Origin of the sequence: Corynebacterium sp. KPL1986, assembly GCF_000477975.1 — a bacterium.
Lineage (GTDB): Bacteria > Actinomycetota > Actinomycetes > Mycobacteriales > Mycobacteriaceae > Corynebacterium > Corynebacterium accolens.
In genome coordinates, this window is the sequence record NZ_KI515719.1 from 2,406,354 (window position 1) to 2,426,590 (window position 20,237).

Genomic DNA, 20,237 nt, shown 5'->3' on the forward strand with positions numbered 1-20,237 from the left:
ATCCAGCTAGGAGGGGATTTCTATGCCGTAAGTGTAGCGCGGCGGGTTAGAGAACCATTGGTGCAACGATGACGCCGACGATAGCGGCATTGAGCATATTGGTAAGGAAGCCACCGAAGAGTGCGCGCGGGCCAAGCTTGGCTACTTCACCGCGGCGCTCAGGGATGAGGCCACCGATGGAGCCAATCTGGATGCCGATGGAGGACAGGTTGGCGAAGCCAGCGAGGGCGAAGGAGGAGATCAAGACGGCCTTATCGCTGAGCTCATCGACGCTTTCACCGAATGCGGTGTAGCCAACGAACTCGTTGAGGATGGTCTTTTGGCCGATGAAGTTACCCACCTCGAGGGCCTCGTTCCAAGGCGTACCGATAAGCCAGGCCACTGGGGCGAAGATGATGCCGAAGAGGCCTTCCAGCGACCAGTTATCTTGGCCGAAGAGGGAACCAATGCCGCCGAGGATGGCAGAGAGCATCACGATCGAGGCGATGAAGGCGATGAGCAAGCAGGCAACCGAGATGGCGATCTTACCGCCGGCCATGGCACCGCTACTGATGGCGTCAATGATGTTTTTAGATTCGGTATCGCGGACGTCTTTAACGGTGGCGTCGAGGTTTGTTTCTTCCGTCTCTGGCATAAGGCCCTTGGCGACGAGCAGGGAGCCCGGCGCATTCATGAGCGATGCGGCGAGCAAGTACTCCAGGGGCGCGCCCAAGAGCGAATAGCCGATCAACGTGGATCCGGCCACGGAGGCAAAGCCGCCGACCATACAGGTATAAAGCTCGGATCGGGTGAGCTTGGGAAGGTAGGGTTTAATCCCCAGTGGGGCCTCGGATTGCCCGAGGAAGATCACGGTGGTGGCCCAGACCGATTCCACCTTGGAGGTACCCATGAGCCATTTGATGGCGGAGCCGACGTATTCCACGAAGTACTGGATAACCCTAAGGTAGTACAGGGCGGCGATGATAGCACCCAAGAAGATGATCACGGGCAGCACATTGAGGGCAAAGACAAAGTCGTCACCGAAGAGTCCACCGAAGACGAATTGGGTGCCCTCGTTGGTAAATTCCGTGAGCTTTGTCAGCCCATTGGCGATGCCCTTGAGGGCTTTGAATCCAGGTTCCCACGCGAGGACCAAGAAACAGAAGACCACCTGCAGGACAAGGCCCACGCCAATGGTGCGCCACTTGATATTTTTACGCGAGCTCGACAGGACGTAGATCACTGCAAGAATGGCAATGATGCCGAGCAATCCTTGTAGACGTTCCATATTTTTCTGACCGTTCTTTGAAGGGACTTTTTAGTTAGAGTGACTCTGGGCCAAAGGAATGGGGGAGGATTTCGGCAAAGTCATGGCTGCGGGGCTTTCCATCGACGGAGACGATGACGCGCTCGCAGTTAAACTCCCGCAGGACTTGGCGGCAGGCCCCGCAAGGGTAGCAAGGCGCGGACTTTAAGCCGACAATGGCAACCGCTTTAATCTGCGGAATACTGGGCAAGTGGCCATCGGTGGCCGTTACGTCTGCGGTGGTGACCATGTGTGCAGCGGCGTTGCGTTCGGCGCAAATGCCCAGCGGGCTGGAGGCGTTTTCGACATTGCAGCCGGTGACAATGCGGCCATCGGCAAGCAGCAAAGCCGCACCGACTGGGAAAGAGGAATAGGGTGCCCAGGCGTGGTGGGCTGCCTTTTCTGCGAGGCTGAGCAATTCGGCATCGGTAAAAGGCGCATCCGGGGTAGCGTTCATTGCGGTATGGACTTTCTTTCTACGGGGTGAAGAGAGTGTATTAATTCTCTATTAGAACAAAAAGAAAAATTCTCGTTGACATCTGTTCTATAGGGAATGATAATTGGACGTGGTGAAGTGTACAACCGCTATATATAGTGCAGTAAATCACAATATGTGCTTGTGCGCTTCGGTTTCCAGATCATTACAGGAGGAGTCGTCGTGGCCGAGAAATTCGATGCGGTAGATGTTATTCGCACCAAGCGCGACAAGGGGGTGTTTAGCCCGGAGGAAATCGACTGGGTCATTGATGCCTATACGCGCGGGGTGGTGGGCGATGAGCAGATGGCTGCACTCAACATGGCTATCTTCCTCAACGGCATGAACCGCGAGGAAATCTCGCAGTGGACCAAGGCAATGATTGCCTCCGGTGAGACGATGAGCTTTGACTCCTTGTCCAAGAAGACTGCGGACAAGCACTCCACCGGTGGCGTCGGCGATAAGATCACGCTGCCGCTTGCACCCCTCGTGGCCGCCTTTGGCGTGGCGGTACCGCAGCTTTCTGGTCGCGGGTTGGGCCACACCGGCGGCACACTAGACAAGCTGGAGTCCATCCCGGGCTGGCAGGCGGATATTTCCAATAAGCGTTTGATGGATATCCTGGAGGATCCGGGCTGCATCATCTGTGCGGCAGGTTCAGGGCTGGCACCTGCGGATAAGAAGATCTATGCCTTGCGCGATATCACCTCCACCGTTGAGGCCATTCCACTTATCGCTTCTTCCATCATGTCGAAGAAGATTGCGGAGGGTACCTCGTCTTTGGTGCTCGATGTCAAGGTGGGTTCCGGTGCCTTTATGAAGGATAAGACCTTGGCCCGCGAGTTGGCGCAGACCATGGTGGACTTGGGTAACGACGCCGGTACGGCCACCACGGCACTATTGACGGATATGTCCACCCCGTTGGGCCGAAAAGTGGGCAACGCGCTCGAGGTCGAAGAATCTGTCGAGGTTCTGGCTGGCGGCGGGCCAAGCGATGTCGTCGAGCTGACCCTAGCGCTCGCGCGCGAGATGCTGGAAGCAGCGGGCGTGCACGATGCCGACGTGGAAAAGGCGCTCAAGGATGGCCGCGCCATGGACAAATGGAAGCAAATGATTAAGGCACAGGGCGGAGACCCAGATGCCCAGCTTCCTCAGGCTACGCATACCCATGATGTCATTGCTGAATCCGATGGTTACTTGACTGAACTCGATGCCCTGTCCGTAGGTATAAGCTCTTGGCGCCTGGGCGCTGGCCGCGCGCGGAAGGAAGACCCAGTCCAGGCAACCGCAGGCATTGAATTGCACGCGGTAAAGGGTGAGAAAGTATCCAAGGGCCAGAAGCTTTTCACCCTGCATACGGAGACCCCAGAACGCTTCGAACGCTCCCTGGAGACCTTGCAGCAGGGCTTCAAGATTACGGATGCCCCGCTGGATAAAGAGCGCCAGATCATCCTGGACCGCATTAGCTAATTCAGGATGAACGGAAGCGCAATCGATCCGATGATGATGAGCGCCATGACGACGAGAAAGACCTTCGCCTGCCACGTGGCGTAGTTGAAGGAAATTCCGACGCCTAGGCGCCTTTCCACCAGCACCGCTGGGTCATCGGGGTTGTAATACAGGATCCCCCACTTATAATGCTCGTCATTATCGGGGGATTCCTTGTTGTCATCGGGAAATTTCACTCCGCGCAGCTGATCCTCGAGCCGCGATTGGGCGCGAAGGATCATCGCCACGATGGCAATGGAGCCACCAATGGTCATCACAAGCATAGTGATAATGGAGAGTCCTACTAAGTCCTGATAGCCCGGTAGCGGGCCGGTGATCTGCATAAAGGACAGCCCGAGGGACATGAGAAGCAGCAAAATGCCCATCGCTTCATTGGAGGCTGCTAGATTTGCTTGATTGCGCAGCCGCGCCTTGATGGAGCGCTCCGAGCGCGGGCGTACCGCGGCGTATTGGATAAACCAGCAGATGGCTGCGAAAAGCAGCCACACCCCCAGTGCAATAAACGTGAGGAAAAAGACGCTGCCTATAGACTTTTCGCTCCAACTATCGGGCTCCATAGAACCATCCCAGTGCACCGGCACGGGATTGGGGATAGTGGACCAATTGGCGGCGACGATGAGTGCGCCAGCGATGATGGCAAGCAAGGAACCTAGCATGGTTAGCCAGGGAAAAGACGGGGTTGGTACATCAATATCCTGCACAGCGTCAGCGTCCCGCCCTGCTACTCGGGCACTGACGGCGGTTTCTACCCCGTCGAACCAGCCGCCCTCCTTCTTGGCCGCGATGATGTAGCGGCGCTGGGAGAGGTAAGCCCACATGCTACCGAAGACGACCAGCAGGGAAGACAGGGCCGCCACCCACGAGTGGTTAACGTAGAAAAGCGAAATAACCGTTGCGGCGATGCCCACTATCCACGTCCGGGTTTTAAAACCAGAAATGGCGCCGACCACAACCGGATCAGAAAGATGACTCTTAGGAACGCGGACGCCGAGCGGGGCCCCTTGCGCCGTAAGGGCCGGGATTGTGGTCATTATCCACGTTATTGTCAACGTGGTGGCGGCCATGAGGACGGTAAGAATCATGCAAGCTCCTTCAGTGTGGAATCGAGATAGCTGTGGAGCTCCTCAGTGGAAAAGCCCTGGGCGCGGGCGAGGGTTGCCACGCGGCGCAGGCGTTGCCGAACCTGCTGTTCTTGCGCCGCGGTGTGCGCGCCGGGCCGGACGATCGATCCGGAGCGACCCGCGGTTTCGACGAGGCCATCAGCAACGAGCAAGTCGTAGGCGTGTTTTACGGTGGCCGGGTTGATACCAATATCCGCGGCGACCTGGCGCACGGGATCGAGCTTGTCGCCGGCAAAAAGCTGCCCGCGGGCGATGGCCAGCACGATTTCATCGTGAATCTGCTGGAAGACCGGCACATCCACGTCGGGGTTGAGTGTGATGAGCATGAGCTACCTCCTCCGACTATTTTTGTATTACTAATAGTAGCACAAACTGTACTAGTGGGAGTGATACAGAGTGAAGGCTGAGGGAGCTAGATATGAACCTGCGAGGTTAAGCTGAGCTCGTTGCAGAAGCCCTCATCATGGCTGACCAGCAAGTACGCACCCTCGTAGGACTCGAGGATCTGCACGAGCCACTTTATGGTGGTGATGTCCAAATTATTGGTGGGCTCATCAAGCAAGAGGAATTGCGGGCTGGGCTCGGCCAAGAGCACCCGGGCAAATTCTGCGCGGAAGCGTTCGCCGCCCGATAGTAGGCCTGCGCGGCGGTGCACTTGGTCCTCGCGAAATAATAGCTGCGCCAATTGATCGCGGATGGATTGTGGGCTAGCAGAGGGATTAGCCTCCGTGACCATTTCTAAGATTGTGCGGTCTTCTGGCAGGGTGATTTTCTGCCGCAAATATCCACAGTCCAAGCTGTATTCAACGTCACCGCGCGAAATCGCATTAAGGAATGTAGTTTTCCCGCTGCCGTTTGGTCCCATTAGGCGTACATGTTCAGGTCCGGTTAAATCCACGATGCTGCTGGTGAGCACGCGGGTGCCATTAGGCAACCGCGTTCCTGGGAGATCGAGGTGGACATGTTCGTCAGGGCGGATCTTATTTTGCGCAGCTTGATAGGCATCAAATGCTGTCTTTACCGAATCGGATGCCTGGGCTGAGCGCTTAGCCGCGGTATTTTGGGAGCGATTCTTGTCGTTTCCCATCGCCAGTCCGGGTTTTCGGTGGTTGTGAGAGAAGGCTGTGCCGCGGCGTTGGTCCCTGGAAATGCGCACCTGCATTGCCGCGCGCTCGCGCACCTGCTTGCGGTGCTCGGCTTTGGCTTCGCGAGTTTCTGCTTCAGCAACGCGCTGTTCGGCTTCAATTGCCTGCCGGTAGGAGTGATAATTTCCGGAAAATATTCTCAAATTTCCCGCGTAGAGCTCTGCAATGTACTCGACATGGGAAAGTAGGTCTAGATCATGGGAGATGACCAGAATGGGCGTAGGGGAGCTGGAGATAAGCTCGGTGACCTTAGATTTTCCTGCTGCGTCAAGGTTATTGGTCGGCTCATCGAGGATGACAAAGTCTGGGTGATCAAAAAACGCGGCGCTTAGCGCGATGGTTACCGCTTCGCCCCCGGAAATCGTGCCGATGGTGCGATCTAGCTGATATGGGATCCCCGCGTTATGAAGGCAGGCATGAATCCTGTCTTCGATATCCCAGTCATTGTCAATAGTTTTCAGCAGATCCTCGGAGTAATTTCCCGCTTCTAGTGCATGGAGCGCGGCAATCTTTTCCGCCGCGCCAAAAACTTCAGCGATGGTTAAAGAGTCATGCAAGCCAAGATTTTGGTCCACGTACGTGACCTCTGGCGCCGAGAACGTGCCCGAGGATGGTGCGATCTGGTGGGAAAGGACCTTAGCAAGGGTTGATTTTCCGGATCCATTATCGCCAATCATCCCGGTGATCGAGTCAGGGATTGTTCCGGAAAGCTGAGAGAAGCAGGGTGTACCGTCTGGCCACGACAGGCTGAGTTGCGAAAAAGAAATCGGCATGAAGAATCCACCTTTAAAACGAGTGTGCAAGGGACGTCGTATTAGGCGGAAATCTTCATAGCCTTTAACTGTAGTAGCGATGGTGAAGAATGCAAGGCTTTTCGTTAAAACTTATCTCTTACTGGCGCCGCAGGCCTGCCAGAAAAAGCGCCAGACTAGAAGCGGCGGAAGAACTTACCTGGGGTGAGCTCCTCGAAGCCCGGTAGCGGCGTGGCGGATGCGATGCCGGGGGCGGTTTGCTCGGCCGCGAGGTCTGTAGCGTTGGCAACGAGCAGGTCGTGGACGCGGGAAGCCTCGTCGTCGGTGCCATTCGTGGCGACGATGAGCTCGGGGATGTCCTCGGGATCGAAGGGGGTGAGCCAAGCGGCATCGTCAAGCGGGTCAGCTTCCGGATCACCCATGAAGGCTGGGCCCTTCGTAGCGGCGGGGTAGTAGCGCAGGAGCGCGGCCCCCACGGGCTCTACGGTTGGGTCCTCGTTGGCGGCAAGGGGCAAAGCGATGACGCCGCCATCGACGATGGGGGACCAGTCCGCGATATGGGAAGGGAAAAGGCCCGCGAGGTAGTCGCGGTCCTCTTCCTTGGCCAAGCGAACACCAAGAGAAGAATCAGTCATTCTTCCAGGTTAGCTGGCACAGCTATTTAATTTCCAGCAGCTGCGCGCCCTTGGTGGTGGATGCACCGGCCTCGACCTCCAGGCCGGTCACGGTGCCGGACTTGTGGGCCTTGACGGGGTTTTCCATCTTCATGGCCTCGAGGATCATGACGATGTCGCCCTCTTCTACCTCTTGGCCTTCTTCCACGTTGACCTTGATGACCGTACCTTGCATCGGTGCGGTGACGGCATCACCGGAAACCGCGGCCTTAGCGCCGGTGCCCTTGCGCTTTTTCCGCTTGCGCGCGCCGGTAATGCCAAAGGTGGCGGGCAGGGCAACTTCGATGCGGCGGCCATCGATTTCTACGGTGTGGACCTGGGAGGCCTCGGGTGCGCCGGCTTCCGCATCGGTGGAATCATCATGCGGCGTCAGCTGGTTATCCCACGCCTCTTCGATCCACTTGGTGTAGACATCGAAGGAACCGTTTTCCGCGGTAAAGGCGGGATCGGCGACGATAGCCCTGTCAAAGGGGAGCACGGTGGGCAGGCCCTCAACCTGGTATTCAGCCAGGGCGCGGGCGGAGCGCCGCAGGGCGGTTTCGCGGTCCGGTCCCCAGACGATGAGCTTGGCCAGCATGGAGTCGAATTGCCCGCCGATGACGGAGCCCTCGACGACGCCCGAATCCACGCGCACGCCCGGGCCGGCTGGCTCGGAGTACTTGACGATGGTCCCGGGAGCGGGCATGAAGCCGGCCGCGGCGTCTTCACCATTGATGCGGAACTCAAAGGCATGCCCGCGCGGTGCCGGGTCCTCGCTGAGCGAAAGCTTTTCGCCCTGGGCAATCCGGAACTGCTCGCGCACGAGGTCCAGCCCGGTGGTCTCCTCCGAAACGGGGTGCTCCACCTGCAGGCGGGTATTGACCTCGAGGAAGGAAATCAGGCCATCGGCGCCGACCAAATACTCCACGGTGCCGGCGCCGCAGTAGTCAGCTTCGCGGCAAATGCGCTTGGCGGACTCGTGAATGGAGGCGCGCTGCTCGTCGCTCAGGAAAGGTGCCGGCGCTTCCTCTACGAGTTTTTGGAAGCGGCGCTGCAGGGAGCAATCGCGCGTGCCGACGACCACCACATTGCCGTGCTTATCCGCCAAAACCTGGGCCTCCACGTGACGGGCCTTATCGAGGTAGCGCTCGACAAAGCACTCGCCGCGGCCAAAGGCGGAGGTGGCCTCGCGGGTCGCGGATTCAAAAAGCTCCGGAATCTCTTCGGCGGTGTGCGCGACCTTCATGCCGCGGCCGCCGCCACCAAACGCCGCCTTGATGGCCACGGGTAGGCCGTGCTCATCCGCGAAGGCCTTGACCTCGTCCGCATTGGCTACTGGGTCCTTGGTGCCGGGGGCCATGGGGGCGTCGGCGCGCTCGGCGATGTGGCGGGCCGTGACCTTATCGCCCAAAGCGCGGATGGATTGGGGAGGCGGGCCGATCCAGGTCAGGCCGGCATCGATAACGACCTGAGCAAAATCGGCATTTTCGGACAAGAAACCATAGCCGGGGTGGATGGCATCCGCGCCGGACTTAGCGGCAGCGTCCAGAATCTTGTCAAAGACAAGATAAGAATCAGCAGAGGTGGAACCGCCGAGGGAAAAGGCTTCATCGGCAAGCGTGACGAAGGGCGCCTGCGCATCCGGTTCGGCATAAACGGCGACTGAGGAGATCCCGGCATCGCGAGCAGCACGAATGACGCGCACGGCGATCTCACCTCGGTTCGCTACGAGAACCTTGGAGATCTTCTTGGTTTCTACTGCCACGGCAGTAACCTCCTGAATACACTTCGTTTACTACGGGATCTATTGTTGCACACCAAAATATTAATTCGTCCGTTTGGCAATAATTGTTACGTTTAAACAAAAATAAACCCACATCGTCACGATGTGGGTAATTAATGACCGGACGAAAATCTACTTTTCAATCGGCATATTGACCATGTTGCCCCACTCAGACCATGATCCATCGTAGACCTGCGCCTTTTTAAAGCCCAAAAGGTAGGTCAGTACGAACCACGTAAACGCGGCCTGCGCGCCCACGTGGGAATACAAGATGGTGGGGGTATCCGGCTCCAGCATGCCGTAGTTGACCTTGAGGTCATCAACGTTGCGGAAACAGGAGTTGGGGTAGGTTGCGCGATCCCACTCCAAATTGATCGCACCCGGAATGTGGCCGTGACACATGGTCGTGCCATACGGCGAGTTTCCATTCGGGTCGAACTCCGTCGCTTCACCCGCGAATTCCTCCGGCGGGCGGGTATCAACCAGGGAACCGGTTGCCTCGCGGACATCGGAAACAAAGGCGCGCAGGAGGGAATCGTCCCGGGCTACCTCGGGATAATCCGACTCCGGGAATTCCGGGACCATAAAGGAGGTATCGCGTTCTTCTGACATCCACGCATCGCGCCCGCCATCGAGGAGGCGGACGTCCTTGTGTCCAAAGAGGGTAAATACCCACAGCGCATAGGCCGCCCACCAATTGGACTTATCGCCATACAAAACAACGGTATCGTCTTCGTGGATGCCCTTTTCCCGCATCAAGCGGGTAAATTCCTCGCCGTTGATAAAGTCGCGCGTCAGCGAGCTCAACAGCTCGGTGCGGAAATTAATCCGCGTGGCCGTGGGAATGTGCCCGATATCGTACAAAAGGGAGTCTTCATCGACCTCGATGACGCGCAGCCCTTTAACGCCCAGGCGCGCAGACAGCCACGGAGCGGAGACAAGCCGCTCTGGGTGCGCATATTGCTGGAATGGGGGATAGGGGTCTACTTCTGCCACTGCCCGCCTGCCTTTCTAATAAAACGGGATGATTCGCTCCCACCACTCTAACCCGATGAATGCCAAATTGATCACTTGGGAGGCCGTAGTGTGGTATTCCATACAATAAAACAGCCGAGTGGGCGGGTCAGCATTTAACATAATAGTGCTTTTACTCGAGGTCGCGATTCTACAAGTTTTCCCGCTGCATTACTCAAGTCGCGCCCCCAGTACCTCTTCAGCGCTACGTGGAGCCGCGAATTTTAATCAATTTCACACCACGCCAGGCAATGAAACGGTCTATAGTCAGATCGTTCTGTTTTCTCCCTAGACCTAGGAATATGGGCTGCGATTATGGCTGATCATAGCGACAACACCACCAATGACAACGAGGAGTTCTCGAAGGGCTTCGTTGCCCGCGATTTCTCTGAGGGACCGCGCCAAGACGGTACTGAGGACTTCGGTGCTTTTGCGGACAATGATGCGCGGGCATTCGGCCCCCACGGCACCCCGCAGGCTGGCCAGGAACAAGGCTCGCAAAGCAGCCAAGAGCAGCACCCGCAATCGGGCCAGGAACAGGCGGCTTATCAGCACCCCGAGTACTCGCAGCAACCGGGTCCAGCGCAACCGGGGCCCGCGCAGCCGCCGCATTCCTATCCAGAACAGGGCAATTCTTGGCAGGGACAGCAGGCGTGGAACGCGCCGAATGGGCAGCAGCCAGGATTTACTGCGTATCCGAATAACAGCGGGCAGTTCCCGCCACAGGTTCCGCGCACGAAGACGCCAACCGATGGCTTCTTCTCCGGCCTCTTGGACTTCAGCTTCGATAAATTCATCACCGTAGGCTATGCTTCGGCGATTTATGTCATCGGCATGATCATCCTTGGCTGCACGTGGTTGTTGGGCCTACTTTTAGGATTCGTTTTCTTTGGTCCGTTCGGGATTATCACCGCCATCTTGGTTACGCTTATCTGCTTTGGCGAGCTCATTGGCTTGAGGCTCTTTTTAGAGTTCGCAGTCGCAAATATCCGGACGACGCAATATACCCGCGAAATCCTGCACCGGCTGAACTAGGCATAAGCTACAAGAAAAGCACATTCTCCTCTGGGATTGAACAGGGAGAATGTGCTTTTTATATTGGCCTAATAAGCCGCAGTGTGGGCTTAGTCGAGCAGCTGGGCAACGCTATCGGGGTCGGCATCGGAAAGCATCTGGCGAATGCGGTCGTATTCGTCGTCCTCGCCGATGGCCTTGGCGGCGCGGCCAAGCGCCGCAATCGCGCGCAGGACACCCTGGTTGGGCTCGTGGGAGAAGGGGACCGGGCCCCATCCCTTCCAGCCGTTGCCGCGCAGGCGGTCTAAGCTGCGGTGGTAGCCGGTGCGGGCGTAGGCATAAGCGGTGATGTACTCGTTGGGATCCGCGCCCTCGAGCTTGTCGAGCTCCTGCTCTGCGAGCATGGCCCACAGCAACGGGGAATCCGGGTGGTCTACGATGCCGGCCGCAGGCGCGGCGGCGTCCTTAGCGCCGGGATCGGCGGGCAATTTAATCGGTTCTGGGGCAAGCATGTCTTTCATTTCCATAAGACACACTCTAGCGATGCTCGTGCGGGCCTACCAGAAATCAGAAACGCTGAGCCCAAAAGAGTAGAGCGCGCGGCGCACCACCGGTAGGGACAGCCCAATGACAGAGGAGGGATCGCCGTCGATACTATCGATAAACCAGCCACCCATGGCCTCCAAGGTAAACGCGCCCGCGCATTCTAAAGGCTCGCCGGTGCGGGCGTAGGCCTCAATATCGGTGGCAGAAGCCTCTGCGAAGCGGATGGTAGTGGTGGAGGTTTCCACGTGGCGCTGCGCGCCAAAAATCAGGCAATGGCCGGTAAGCAGCTGCGCGGTGCGGCCTGCCTGGTGGTGCCAACGCTCGATGGTGGCGTCGACGGTGTGCGGTTTGCCCTGCAGTTGGCCATCCAATAGCAGCATGGAATCGCCGCCGATGACCGGCTCGTCGGGGTACCGGGAAGCAACCTTCTCGGCTTTGGCGGTGGCAAGCTTTGCCACGGTATCGGCAGGTGAGTGCCCCACCAACTGGTTTTCTAGGGCGCGCTCGTCAATTTCGGCGGGCTCGAGCACCGGTTCCACGCCGGCCCCGCGCAGGATGGCGGCGCGCGAGGGCGACTGCGAGGCCAAAATGAGGCGCATTAGTAATACCGCACGGTGTGGAAGGCGGAAGGATTAAAGACGCGCTGCGCGCCGTAGTGGTCGAAGCGCTCACCGGGCCTGCCCCAGTGGTTGCGATCCCCAAAGGCACCGGAGTGGTCCTTTTTCATCTGCTTGAGCACCGTCGATAGCGCGGCGCGCTCTTCTTCCGTGGGGTTTCCCTTCAGGACTTTGATTTCGGTTTCAGACATTTTTTCCTAAACAGTTCCGTGCTTCTTGGGTACCTGGGCCACGACCTTGCGCTCTAGCAGGCGCAGGCCTTCAACCAGGTAGTGGCGGGTGGCGGAAGGCTCGATGACATTATCGGCCAGGCCGCGCTCGGCGGCGGCGTAGGGGTGCAAGAAGAGCTCGTCCATCTCTTCCTGCTTATCCTTATCGCCGTAGATGGCCAGCGAGGTCTCGGCCGCCTCGGCGACGGAGATTTCCGCGGTCGGCCAGGCATAGACCAAATCCGCGCCCAGATCCTTGGACCCCATAAACGCGTAGGCCGGGCCAATGGCCTTGCGGGTGACCACCGTAAGCTTGCCGACGCTCGCCTCCGCCTGCGCATACGCAAACCCCGCCGCCCGGCGCAGGAGACCGGCCTTTTCTTCCTCCGGCGTGGCAACGAAACCGGGCGAGTCCACGAACTCGATGATCGGGGTATTAAAGGCATCGCACAGGCGCACAAAGCGCGTCGCCTTTTCCGTCGCGGCCGAATCCAACGCGCCGCCAAGTGAAAGCGGTTGGTTGGCAACGATGCCCACGGCGCGGCCATCCACGAAGGCAAAGCCGGTAATGATATTGGGCGCAGCCTCGGCCGAAAGCTCAAAGAAGGAGCCCTTATCGACGACCGCGTTGACCACCTCGCGCATGTCATAGGCATCCTCTGCTGAATCCGGGATGACGGTATCCAGATCGAACTCGGCGACCTCGCGCGTATCGATGCGCGTTGCCTCGGCGCGGTTATTGGCCGGCAGGTAAGCCAGTACGTCGCGAACTAGCGCGAGGGCTGCCTGCTCGCTCGGGGCGCTGAGCTGCGCGGTACCGGACTGCGCGTGGACTGCGGCACCACCAAAGGTTTCCGGTTCCGCGTCGGCCACCTCGCCGGCTGCCTGGTGCAGGCTGGTGCCGTGGGTGACAATGAGGACATCGGCAAGCGTGGGCGCAAAAGCCGCAATGCCGCTTGTATCCCCGGCCACCACGGAGATCTGTGGAATAAGGCCGGAAGCCTCGGTTGCGCGGGCGAGGATGCGGGCGTAGCCGGCCAGCGTGACGATGCCCTCTTGCACGCGCGGGCCGGTGGAATCATAGATGCCGACGAGGGGCACGCCGGTTTTCAGTGCAAGGTCATAGACCTTGGTGAGCTTTTCCGCATAAACCTCACCCATCGTGCCATCAAAGACGGTGGCATCCTGGCTGAAGATGCACACGCGGCGCCCATCGATGGTGCCGTAACCGGTGACGATGCCATCGGTGTACGGGCGATCGTGTTCGCGGCCAAAGTCGGTGGAGCGGTGGCGGGCCAGTGCATCGGTTTCTACAAAGGACCCCTCATCGAGCAGCTGATTCACGCGGGTGCGGGCGGCTGGCTCGCCTTCCCCCAACGGCGCGCGGGACTCGGCGAGCTTGTTGTCCAGGTCCTCAATCTTGCCAGCGGTGGTCTTCAGGTCAGTCATAGGCGTTGAGTTTACTAGTGGAAGGCTAAAGATGCGGAACTTGTCTGGTTTCGCGCATCACTACAGGCTCGGTGGCGGTGGGCTGTCGGTGCGGTATAGGCGCGGCATCGGTGGGGCTGGGCCTTTAGGAAGCATTAGATCCCCTTTATTGGGGGATGGGGCGCGTGGCAATCTCTGGCATTTCTTACCAGTAAGACGGTATTTTCCCACCGCACGGCGGGTGAGAAGGCATGGGTGAAAAATTCTGTAACTGTTGAGGACTTATAACAGCGGGCTTAATATTAGCTGCGTCTTCACGAATAATTTCTTGTATATTTCACAACCACAAGGATGGTCTTCAGGTGATTTCAAAGAGACTGAGATTCATCGCCCCACTTGCCATCGCGGCGCTGATTGCCCCGGCGGCACAGGCGCGCGATATTCCTCCAATGCCACAGGCATATCCCATTACCAATCTTTACAAAAGCTGCAGTGCCGCCGGAGATAACGCCGAGCGCGAATGGCGTTTTGCTGAAACCGGGCGTCGCTATTTAAGCGATGGCACCCTGCAATTTAAAAACAGCACCGACCAGGAAGTGCCGTATACCGCAGAGGTAGAAACCGGCACCAACCACGAGATTGATGCCAATTCCAAGGCCAAACTGCCCTCTGGCTGGGATACCACCGCTAAATCCGATATCGGCCTAAAGCTGGCCAACGGCTGGCGAGACAAGGAAACCTTTGGCCCCGTCAAGCTCAAGCCGGGCGAATCCTTCCGTGTGGAATACGGCGTGGTGGAAAAGGACTTTATTTCCATGTTCGTCGGCTGCAATGATGATCGCCTGGAAAACATTCCCGGGTCCAACGTCATCCGCGGTAAAGGCCCAGCAGAGCGCTATGCCTTTGCCTATATCATCAAGGCCGATGGCTCCGTATCGGATCTGGCCATGGAAATTCCTTCCCGCTCCGGCAGCACGAATTCCAAGCCCATCGAAGGAAACTACACCGCGGTCTCCGGCCCCAGCCTGGAAAAGATTGCTGACCCAGACAAAGACGAGATCGTGCAGCCGGCCGCCGAACCCCAACGTGATCCCGCGTGGCCCAAGGAAGGCGATACGTGCGAGGCCAAAGATAAGTCCTGGTACCCGCTGGATATCACCGCGGTGCAGCCAACCTTCCGCAAGCCCGGTTATTCCACCGACTTCCTCAACTGGTCGCACGGGGACTATGAATTTGCGCCAGTGACCGACTTCGTCGTCGGCGCCCAGCACGATCCGTATACCAATTGGCGGGGCAATAGGGGCGATATCCCACAGGGCTGGCTCGAATCCGTCGGTGCCGTCAAGCGCGCCTATATGCCTGTTGGTACTGAGCTTAAGCACGTACACCTCGAGCCCGGGGAACGCGTGCGCGTGGAGTACGGCACCACCATGACCCGCATCAACTACCGTGAGGTGCACTGCGGAAAATCCGGCAAGTACGACCTCACCTCGAACTATAAGCAGACCACCGCCCCGAGCGGTTTCTGGGCCGAGGCCACCATCACCTCCAAAGATGGCAGCACCCGCACCGTAGACGTCACCCCTGACGAATACCGCGACCTGCCCGTACCCACCCAAACCATCTACTAACTACCTTTTAGGAGCACACCTCATGCGCATGTCCAAGATTGCGTCCACCGCCGCGGCTTTGGCCGTTGCCACCGGCGTATTCGCTGCCCCAGCCGCTCACGCATTGCCGCAGCGCGACCTGGGCCCAGCAAACCCCACCACCATCGGCGAGCGCTGCGCTAACCCCGGCGATACTGGGCAGACCGTCGACATCAAGCGCACCTATTTCGACGGCTCCGCCGGTACCTGGACCATCTCCAACTACAACGACGAGCCGCTTCCAGTGACCCGTTCCATCAAGGAAACCAAGACCAAGGAATGGAACGTTTCTGCTGGTGTGGACTTCAAGCTGCTGGATCTGATTAACTTCACTTTCTCCTCCAGCTACACCTCGAGCCAGTCCTATGAGGTTGGCGAACAGATCGGCCCATACGATATCGCGCCGGGCAAGACCGCTGTGCTGAAGGCCGGATGGGTAGTTTCTGATTTTGAGGGCCAAAAGACCGTGTGCGGTTCCGACCACACCTGGCAGGCCAACGGCGATACCTTTACCGCAACCCTGCCCAAGGAACGCCACGTCGCGGTCTCCACCCGCGATAACGACGATTGGGGTTAAACCGTGAAGGCGAAGTCCATCGCTAGTGCGATCGCGCCGCTGAGCCTGGTGGCCGTCCCCGTCGCCCACGCCTCTGACTTCGGCGGAGACTTTGAGCTGCCCCAGCGCTGGAACGATGACTTTAAGCCCGGCACGCATTGCGCAACGCCGGGGGAGAACTCCACCTATGTCACCGCGAAGCGCCGCTGGTTCAAGCAAACCGATGCCGCCAGCGTGGCAAACCACAACGCTGAGCCGCTGCCGGTTAAACACACCGTATCCAAAGCGCGAACGGAAACCGTTCAAGTGTCTGGCTCCGTGCGCGGTGAAGGCGATCTGGCCAAGATCCTGACCAAGACCTACGGCTTCAACTACGTCAGCGAACAGCACTGGAAGATTAACCAGGTAGTTGGGCCATATACCTTGCCGGCAAATTCCCAAGGCAAGTTGGTGTGGGGCTTTACCATGCTGGATACCGACGGCCAGGATGTGCGCTGCAATCAAGATCAAGTATGGGAAACGGTGGGCAAACCATACTCGGCCACCGTTCCAGAGTCCCGTTATTCCGAGCTGCGCTTAGAAGACGCCCCGGACTGGAGTTAAGTCATAAGGAAATGAGCCCAGCCGCACCCTGTGAATGGGGGTGTGGAGCTGGGCTCTTTGTGTGGCGGCTCAGCGCGCACTACCCGTGGCGCGCACAACCCGTAGCGCGCACCGCCCGCTTTGTAGAAGTGCATCCTCCAAAGTGCACATTCCAAAGTGCAGGGTCCCCTGCAACAGTTGAGGAAGGTTTGCGATATCTGAGGGCTGGGTTTGCTCAGTTATCGCAGTGGAGGATGCTCAAAGTTAAGCCGGCAACCACGCGTACCCGTAAGGCCCGACCTCGACGGGGCCTAGGTCAACGGAGCGGTCGCTGAAATTGTGCAGGCACAAAAGGTCGCCGCGCTGGTAACCCAGCACGCTTTCTTTTCCGGTTTCCACCGGCTCGCAGGGTGCCGTGCCCAGCTCGGGGTGCGCGTGGCGCTCCGTGATCATGGTGCGCACGCTGTGCAGCAGGGAAGTGGCATCATTGAGCTGCGATTCCACGGATGTGCCGCCGACGATGGGCAGCCGCGCCGGGGTGCGGGAACTAAAGCCCGCGGTTTGGCTATCGTCCCATTGCATAGGGGTGCGAACGGCATAGCGGTCCGGCAAAGAGGTGTCATCGAGCATGCCAATTTCATCGCCATAATAAATAAAGGGCGCACCCGGCAGGGTCATCAGCAGCGAAAACATCAGCTCCACCTTCCGGCGGTCCCCGCCCATGAGCGGCATGAGCCGCCTGGCGATGCCCACATGCGCCCGCATCCCTTCTTCTGGCAGGTAGGTCTGATACATCAGCTCGCGGACGTCATCGTCGACCATTTCCAAGGTCAATTCATCGTGGTTGCGCAGGAAGGTACCCCACTGGCAGCCCTCGGGCAGCGGCGGTAGCTGGTCGAGGATGTCGTAGACGGGGGTGGCATCGCCAAGCGCGAGCGCCTGGTACAGCCGCGGCATGACCGGGAAGTTGAAGACCATGTGGAAGCGATTGCCGGAGCCGTAGTACTCCATCGTCTCCTTGGGTGGCTGGTTGGCCTCCGCAATGAGGACGGCCTCGGGATAGTGGGTATCCATAAAGGAGCGAATCTTTTCCACGAACTCCACCGTCTCCGGCAGGGATTCGCCGCCGAGCTCATCGCGCTCGAAGAGGTACGCGATGGCATCGAGGCGCAGGCCGTCGAGGCCCTTGTCCATCCAGAAGGACAAGATATTAAAGACCTCATCCTGCACGTCCGGGTTATCGTAATTGAGATCCGGCTGGTGGGAGTAGAAGCGGTGGAAATAGTACTGCTGGCGCTCCTCGTCCCAGGTCCAGTTGGAGGTCTCGACGTCGGTGAAAATGACGCGGATTTCGGGGTAGCGCTCGGGGTCATCGCCCCAGACGTAGAAATCCCCAAACGGGCCATCCGGGTCGGACCGCGATGCCTGGAACCACGGGTGATCGGAGCTGGTGTGGTTGAGCGCCAGGTCCGTCATGATGCGCATATCGCGGCGGTGCAATTCCTCGACCAGTTCCTCGAAATCCGCCATCGTGCCGTAATCGGGGTGGATGGAATAATAATCGGCGATATCGTAGCCGTCATCGCGCAGCGGCGAGGCATAAAACGGCGAGAGCCAGAGGCAGTCCACGCCCAACCACTGGAGGTAATCCAGCTTGTCGATGACCCCGCGCAGCGTACCGATGCCCTTATTCTCGGCCTCGTTATTGCTGGAGTCCTTAAAGGAGCCCACGAGGGCTTGATAGAAGACGGCGTTGTGGTACCAGCTCATTGCAGATCCTTTCTTTTTGCCCGCCAGGCAAGGTAGGTCAGTGCGCACAGCGCGTCGGCCACTAGGCCGGGCCATACGGCGGGAGAGTCTTCAAATAGGTTCACTACGGCTTGGATAACCGCAAGGCACGCGAAGAAGCCGAGGAATCCGAGGAGCGAATCCCACAGCAGGGACCGGCGCATTAGGCCTTGACACCTCCTGCGGTAAGCCCGGCGACGATGCGGTGCTGGAAAATGAGCACCATGATGATAAGCGGAATGGTCACCAATGCACCAGCCGCCATGGTTGCGGCATAAGGGTACTCGAAGGCCGAGGGGCCAGAGAAACGGGCGATGGCCACCGTGACCGGCTCGGTGCCCGTCGTGGATAGCTGCTTGGCCAACATGAATTCATTCCACGTGGTGATAAAGGCAATGATCGCGGTGGTAAAGAGCGCCGGTGCGGCCAACGGCAGGAGGATGAGGCGGAATGCCTGGGCGCGGGACGCGCCATCCACGCGGGCGGCCTCCTCGAGCTCCCACGGCAGTTGCCGGAAGAAGCTGAGCAGGGTATAGACCGTCAGAGGCAGTGCGAAGGAGATATTTGGGATGATCATCGCGCGGTAGGTGCCGATCCACTCTAGGCGGCCAAAGAGCTGGAAGAGCGGGGTAACCAGCGCGATGGCAGGGAACATGGAAGCTGCCAGGATGATCCCTGTGACAATGCCCTTGCCGGGAAAGTCATAGCGGGAGAGCGCATACGCGGTAAATACGCCGACCAAGACGGCTACCGCGGTGGTTGCGAGCGAGATGAACAGCGAATTGCCTAGCGCGCCGAGGAAGTCATTGCCCTTATCCGTCGCGAGGGCATCGCGGAAATTATCGAGCGTGATATGCGTTGGCCAGGGCGTGGTATCAAAGGTGAATTCCTGGCTGCGCAGGGCGGTGACCACCATCCAATAAAAGGGGGCAAGGCCCCAGAACATGATGAAGATAATGCCCGCGTAGTGTCCGAATTTACGCATTATTTTGCACCCTTTCTACCGGAGACATCCGCGCCGAGGAAGCGGATGAGGATGAAGGCGACGAAGAAGATGAGCAAGAAGATAAGGGTGGACAGCGCCGAGGCGGAATTGAAGTTACCTTGGCGCATATCTTCCACCACCAGCTGGGAAATGGTGGCGGTAGGGGAGTTAGACGAGCTCGAAATCATGATGACGGGAAGGTCATACATACGCAGCGCATCCAGGGTGCGGAAGAGCACGGCCACCATCAGGGCTGGGCGCACCAACGGCAGGGTGATGCGGAAGAAGGTTTGGATGCGGTTGGCGCCATCGACGCGGGCGGCATCGTAGACGTCCTTGGGGATCATCTGCAGGCCAGCCAGGATGAGCAGCGCCATAAACGGCGCGGTCTTCCACACGTCTGCGATGATGACGGCAAAGCGCGCATAAAACGGGTCCGTGGTCCAGGCGATATTCGTACCAAGCAAGGAATTGACTATGCCCTCCGGGGCGAACATGAACTGCCATAGCTTGGCCGTCACGGCGGTAGGAATGGCCCAGGGGATGAGCACGGCGGCGCGCACTAAGCCACGGCCGCGGTATTCGCCGTTCATGATGATGGCCATGAACATGCCGAGGATGGTCTCCAGGGCGACGGTGACCACGGTGAAAAACAGCGTGATTTTTACGGCGGGCCAGAAGTCGGTGGCGATAACACCGGGCGGGCACGTCGTGATTTCACCCGCACCGGAAACACAGCGGTTATTGATCCAGTACAGGTAATTGTCTAGGCCGGCGAAACCGCCTTCTTCAAAGATGCCCGTTTGTGGATTAAGCTGCCGGTTGCCCTGGAAAGACAGGATGACCGCGCGCACGATGGGATAGCCGATGATAATGCCCAGCACGATAAGCGCCGGGGCGATCAGCGCGGCCGGCCGCCCGAAATTGGCAAACCTGCTGGAGCTAGGGCTGCGCTTGGGTTTCTTCGATGATGGGTGCGTCTGTTGCGTCGGCGAAGTGGTGACCACGGTTATTCGCCTTTCTGGTTCAGATAATTTCTGGTGCGCTAGATTCTATCCCCAACTAGGGTGGGAAAACCACAAAGGGTGAGGCTATGGCGTATGCGCCTTCCTCACCCATTTGTGCA

General features: G+C 58.7%; 21 protein-coding genes. 5 read left to right on the plus strand and 16 right to left on the minus strand.

Annotated elements, in window-relative coordinates; genetic code table 11:
• Positions 1 to 46: 46 nt before the first annotated feature.
• Together HMPREF1287_RS11145 and HMPREF1287_RS11150 are read right to left on the minus strand one after the other, a co-directional pair.
• Positions 47 to 1,267, minus strand: a complete 1,221-nt coding sequence (locus HMPREF1287_RS11145; protein WP_023016840.1) for a NupC/NupG family nucleoside CNT transporter — start codon at positions 1,265 to 1,267, stop codon at positions 47 to 49.
• A gap of 34 nt (positions 1,268 to 1,301) precedes the next feature.
• The gene (locus HMPREF1287_RS11150; protein WP_023016841.1) at positions 1,302 to 1,742 is read right to left on the minus strand and encodes a cytidine deaminase; all 441 of its coding nucleotides are present in this window, start codon (positions 1,740 to 1,742) and stop codon (positions 1,302 to 1,304) included.
• A gap of 201 nt (positions 1,743 to 1,943) precedes the next feature.
• Between HMPREF1287_RS11150 and HMPREF1287_RS11155 the strand changes: the two genes are divergently transcribed.
• Entirely contained in the window at positions 1,944 to 3,230 is a 1,287-nt protein-coding gene (locus HMPREF1287_RS11155) for a thymidine phosphorylase (RefSeq protein ID WP_023016842.1), read from the plus strand.
• Here HMPREF1287_RS11155 and HMPREF1287_RS11160 read toward each other — a convergent pair.
• The 6 genes from HMPREF1287_RS11160 to HMPREF1287_RS11185 form a co-directional block, all read right to left on the minus strand.
• Positions 3,227 to 4,351, minus strand: a complete 1,125-nt coding sequence (locus tag HMPREF1287_RS11160) for a DUF1648 domain-containing protein (RefSeq protein WP_023016843.1) — start codon at positions 4,349 to 4,351, stop codon at positions 3,227 to 3,229. The two genes, HMPREF1287_RS11155 and HMPREF1287_RS11160, sit on opposite strands and share 4 nt — an antisense overlap.
• A complete protein-coding gene (locus HMPREF1287_RS11165; RefSeq protein WP_023016844.1) occupies positions 4,348 to 4,716 on the minus strand; it encodes a GntR family transcriptional regulator in 369 nt (122 codons plus the stop codon). Before HMPREF1287_RS11165 ends, HMPREF1287_RS11160 begins: the two co-directional genes overlap by 4 nt.
• 86 nt (positions 4,717 to 4,802) lie before the next feature.
• A complete protein-coding gene (locus HMPREF1287_RS11170; protein ID WP_023016845.1) occupies positions 4,803 to 6,308 on the minus strand; it encodes an ATP-binding cassette domain-containing protein in 1,506 nt (501 codons plus the stop codon).
• Between the two features lie 155 nt (positions 6,309 to 6,463).
• Entirely contained in the window at positions 6,464 to 6,922 is a 459-nt protein-coding gene (locus tag HMPREF1287_RS11175; RefSeq protein WP_023016846.1) for a hypothetical protein, read from the minus strand.
• 22 nt (positions 6,923 to 6,944) lie between these two features.
• Complete coding sequence (locus HMPREF1287_RS11180) at positions 6,945 to 8,705, minus strand: acetyl/propionyl/methylcrotonyl-CoA carboxylase subunit alpha (protein ID WP_023016847.1); 1,761 nt, start codon at positions 8,703 to 8,705, stop codon at positions 6,945 to 6,947.
• A 150-nt stretch (positions 8,706 to 8,855) separates the two neighbouring features.
• Positions 8,856 to 9,719 (minus strand): sulfurtransferase, encoded by an 864-nt coding sequence (locus HMPREF1287_RS11185; protein ID WP_005277377.1) that lies wholly within the window; start codon positions 9,717 to 9,719, stop codon positions 8,856 to 8,858.
• Positions 9,720 to 10,052: 333 nt separating this feature from the next.
• Here HMPREF1287_RS11185 and HMPREF1287_RS11190 point away from each other — a divergent pair, with 333 nt between their 5' ends.
• Entirely contained in the window at positions 10,053 to 10,772 is a 720-nt protein-coding gene (locus tag HMPREF1287_RS11190) for a DUF4282 domain-containing protein (RefSeq protein ID WP_005277379.1), read from the plus strand.
• An 89-nt stretch (positions 10,773 to 10,861) separates the two neighbouring features.
• On the opposite strand, the gene HMPREF1287_RS11195 is transcribed toward HMPREF1287_RS11190, so the two are convergent.
• From HMPREF1287_RS11195 to HMPREF1287_RS11210, 4 genes are read right to left on the minus strand one after another with little or no spacing between them, the layout of a single operon-like run.
• Positions 10,862 to 11,278, minus strand: coding sequence for a DUF3151 domain-containing protein (locus HMPREF1287_RS11195; protein WP_005277381.1), 417 nt, complete (start codon positions 11,276 to 11,278; stop codon positions 10,862 to 10,864).
• A gap of 30 nt (positions 11,279 to 11,308) precedes the next feature.
• Positions 11,309 to 11,896, minus strand: a complete 588-nt coding sequence (locus HMPREF1287_RS11200; protein WP_023016848.1) for a nucleoside triphosphate pyrophosphatase — start codon at positions 11,894 to 11,896, stop codon at positions 11,309 to 11,311.
• Complete coding sequence (locus HMPREF1287_RS11205) at positions 11,896 to 12,105, minus strand: acyl-CoA carboxylase subunit epsilon (protein ID WP_005281605.1); 210 nt, start codon at positions 12,103 to 12,105, stop codon at positions 11,896 to 11,898. Before HMPREF1287_RS11205 ends, HMPREF1287_RS11200 begins: the two co-directional genes overlap by 1 nt.
• A gap of 6 nt (positions 12,106 to 12,111) precedes the next feature.
• The gene (locus HMPREF1287_RS11210; protein ID WP_023016849.1) at positions 12,112 to 13,572 is read right to left on the minus strand and encodes an acyl-CoA carboxylase subunit beta; all 1,461 of its coding nucleotides are present in this window, start codon (positions 13,570 to 13,572) and stop codon (positions 12,112 to 12,114) included.
• A 341-nt stretch (positions 13,573 to 13,913) separates the two neighbouring features.
• Between HMPREF1287_RS11210 and HMPREF1287_RS11215 the strand changes: the two genes are divergently transcribed.
• From HMPREF1287_RS11215 to HMPREF1287_RS11225, 3 genes are read left to right on the plus strand one after another with little or no spacing between them, the layout of a single operon-like run.
• Positions 13,914 to 15,182 carry a hypothetical protein gene (locus HMPREF1287_RS11215; protein WP_023016850.1) on the plus strand — a complete coding sequence of 423 codons (1,269 nt, stop codon included), beginning with the start codon at positions 13,914 to 13,916 and terminating at the stop codon, positions 15,180 to 15,182.
• 22 nt (positions 15,183 to 15,204) lie between these two features.
• On the plus strand, positions 15,205 to 15,777 hold the full coding sequence (locus HMPREF1287_RS11220) for a hypothetical protein (protein ID WP_023016851.1): 573 nt from the start codon (positions 15,205 to 15,207) through the stop codon (positions 15,775 to 15,777).
• 3 nt (positions 15,778 to 15,780) lie between these two features.
• Entirely contained in the window at positions 15,781 to 16,359 is a 579-nt protein-coding gene (locus tag HMPREF1287_RS11225) for a hypothetical protein (RefSeq protein ID WP_023016852.1), read from the plus strand.
• Positions 16,360 to 16,602: 243 nt separating this feature from the next.
• Here HMPREF1287_RS11225 and treS read toward each other — a convergent pair whose 3' ends face one another.
• The 4 genes from treS to HMPREF1287_RS11245 are packed head-to-tail and all read right to left on the minus strand — an operon-like array spanning position 16,603 to position 20,118.
• Positions 16,603 to 18,108: a maltose alpha-D-glucosyltransferase gene (gene treS / locus HMPREF1287_RS11230; protein WP_023016853.1), complete on the minus strand. Its 1,506-nt coding sequence runs from the start codon at positions 18,106 to 18,108 to the stop codon at positions 16,603 to 16,605.
• Entirely contained in the window at positions 18,105 to 18,290 is a 186-nt protein-coding gene (locus HMPREF1287_RS11235; RefSeq protein WP_023016854.1) for a hypothetical protein, read from the minus strand. The genes treS and HMPREF1287_RS11235 overlap by 4 nt, the downstream gene beginning before the upstream one ends.
• Complete coding sequence (locus HMPREF1287_RS11240; protein WP_023016855.1) at positions 18,290 to 19,111, minus strand: carbohydrate ABC transporter permease; 822 nt, start codon at positions 19,109 to 19,111, stop codon at positions 18,290 to 18,292. Before HMPREF1287_RS11240 ends, HMPREF1287_RS11235 begins: the two co-directional genes overlap by 1 nt.
• Positions 19,111 to 20,118, minus strand: coding sequence for a carbohydrate ABC transporter permease (locus tag HMPREF1287_RS11245; protein ID WP_005277403.1), 1,008 nt, complete (start codon positions 20,116 to 20,118; stop codon positions 19,111 to 19,113). Before HMPREF1287_RS11245 ends, HMPREF1287_RS11240 begins: the two co-directional genes overlap by 1 nt.
• Positions 20,119 to 20,237: the final 119 nt, after the last annotated feature.

Coding starts and splice junctions, on each gene's coding strand:
- HMPREF1287_RS11165 (WP_023016844.1), bottom strand. CDS start 4,716: ATGCTCATCACACTCAACCCCGACGTGGATGTGCCGGTCTTCCAGCAG.
- HMPREF1287_RS11160 (WP_023016843.1), bottom strand. CDS start 4,351: ATGATTCTTACCGTCCTCATGGCCGCCACCACGTTGACAATAACGTGG.
- HMPREF1287_RS11150 (WP_023016841.1), bottom strand. CDS start 1,742: ATGAACGCTACCCCGGATGCGCCTTTTACCGATGCCGAATTGCTCAGC.
- HMPREF1287_RS11210 (WP_023016849.1), bottom strand. CDS start 13,572: ATGACTGACCTGAAGACCACCGCTGGCAAGATTGAGGACCTGGACAAC.
- HMPREF1287_RS11205 (WP_005281605.1), bottom strand. CDS start 12,105: ATGTCTGAAACCGAAATCAAAGTCCTGAAGGGAAACCCCACGGAAGAA.
- HMPREF1287_RS11175 (WP_023016846.1), bottom strand. CDS start 6,922: ATGACTGATTCTTCTCTTGGTGTTCGCTTGGCCAAGGAAGAGGACCGC.
- HMPREF1287_RS11220 (WP_023016851.1), top strand. CDS start 15,205: ATGCGCATGTCCAAGATTGCGTCCACCGCCGCGGCTTTGGCCGTTGCC.
- treS (WP_023016853.1), bottom strand. CDS start 18,108: ATGAGCTGGTACCACAACGCCGTCTTCTATCAAGCCCTCGTGGGCTCC.
- HMPREF1287_RS11240 (WP_023016855.1), bottom strand. CDS start 19,111: ATGCGTAAATTCGGACACTACGCGGGCATTATCTTCATCATGTTCTGG.
- HMPREF1287_RS11235 (WP_023016854.1), bottom strand. CDS start 18,290: ATGCGCCGGTCCCTGCTGTGGGATTCGCTCCTCGGATTCCTCGGCTTC.
- HMPREF1287_RS11145 (WP_023016840.1), bottom strand. CDS start 1,267: ATGGAACGTCTACAAGGATTGCTCGGCATCATTGCCATTCTTGCAGTG.
- HMPREF1287_RS11195 (WP_005277381.1), bottom strand. CDS start 11,278: ATGGAAATGAAAGACATGCTTGCCCCAGAACCGATTAAATTGCCCGCC.
- HMPREF1287_RS11200 (WP_023016848.1), bottom strand. CDS start 11,896: ATGCGCCTCATTTTGGCCTCGCAGTCGCCCTCGCGCGCCGCCATCCTG.
- HMPREF1287_RS11190 (WP_005277379.1), top strand. CDS start 10,053: ATGGCTGATCATAGCGACAACACCACCAATGACAACGAGGAGTTCTCG.
- HMPREF1287_RS11170 (WP_023016845.1), bottom strand. CDS start 6,308: ATGCCGATTTCTTTTTCGCAACTCAGCCTGTCGTGGCCAGACGGTACA.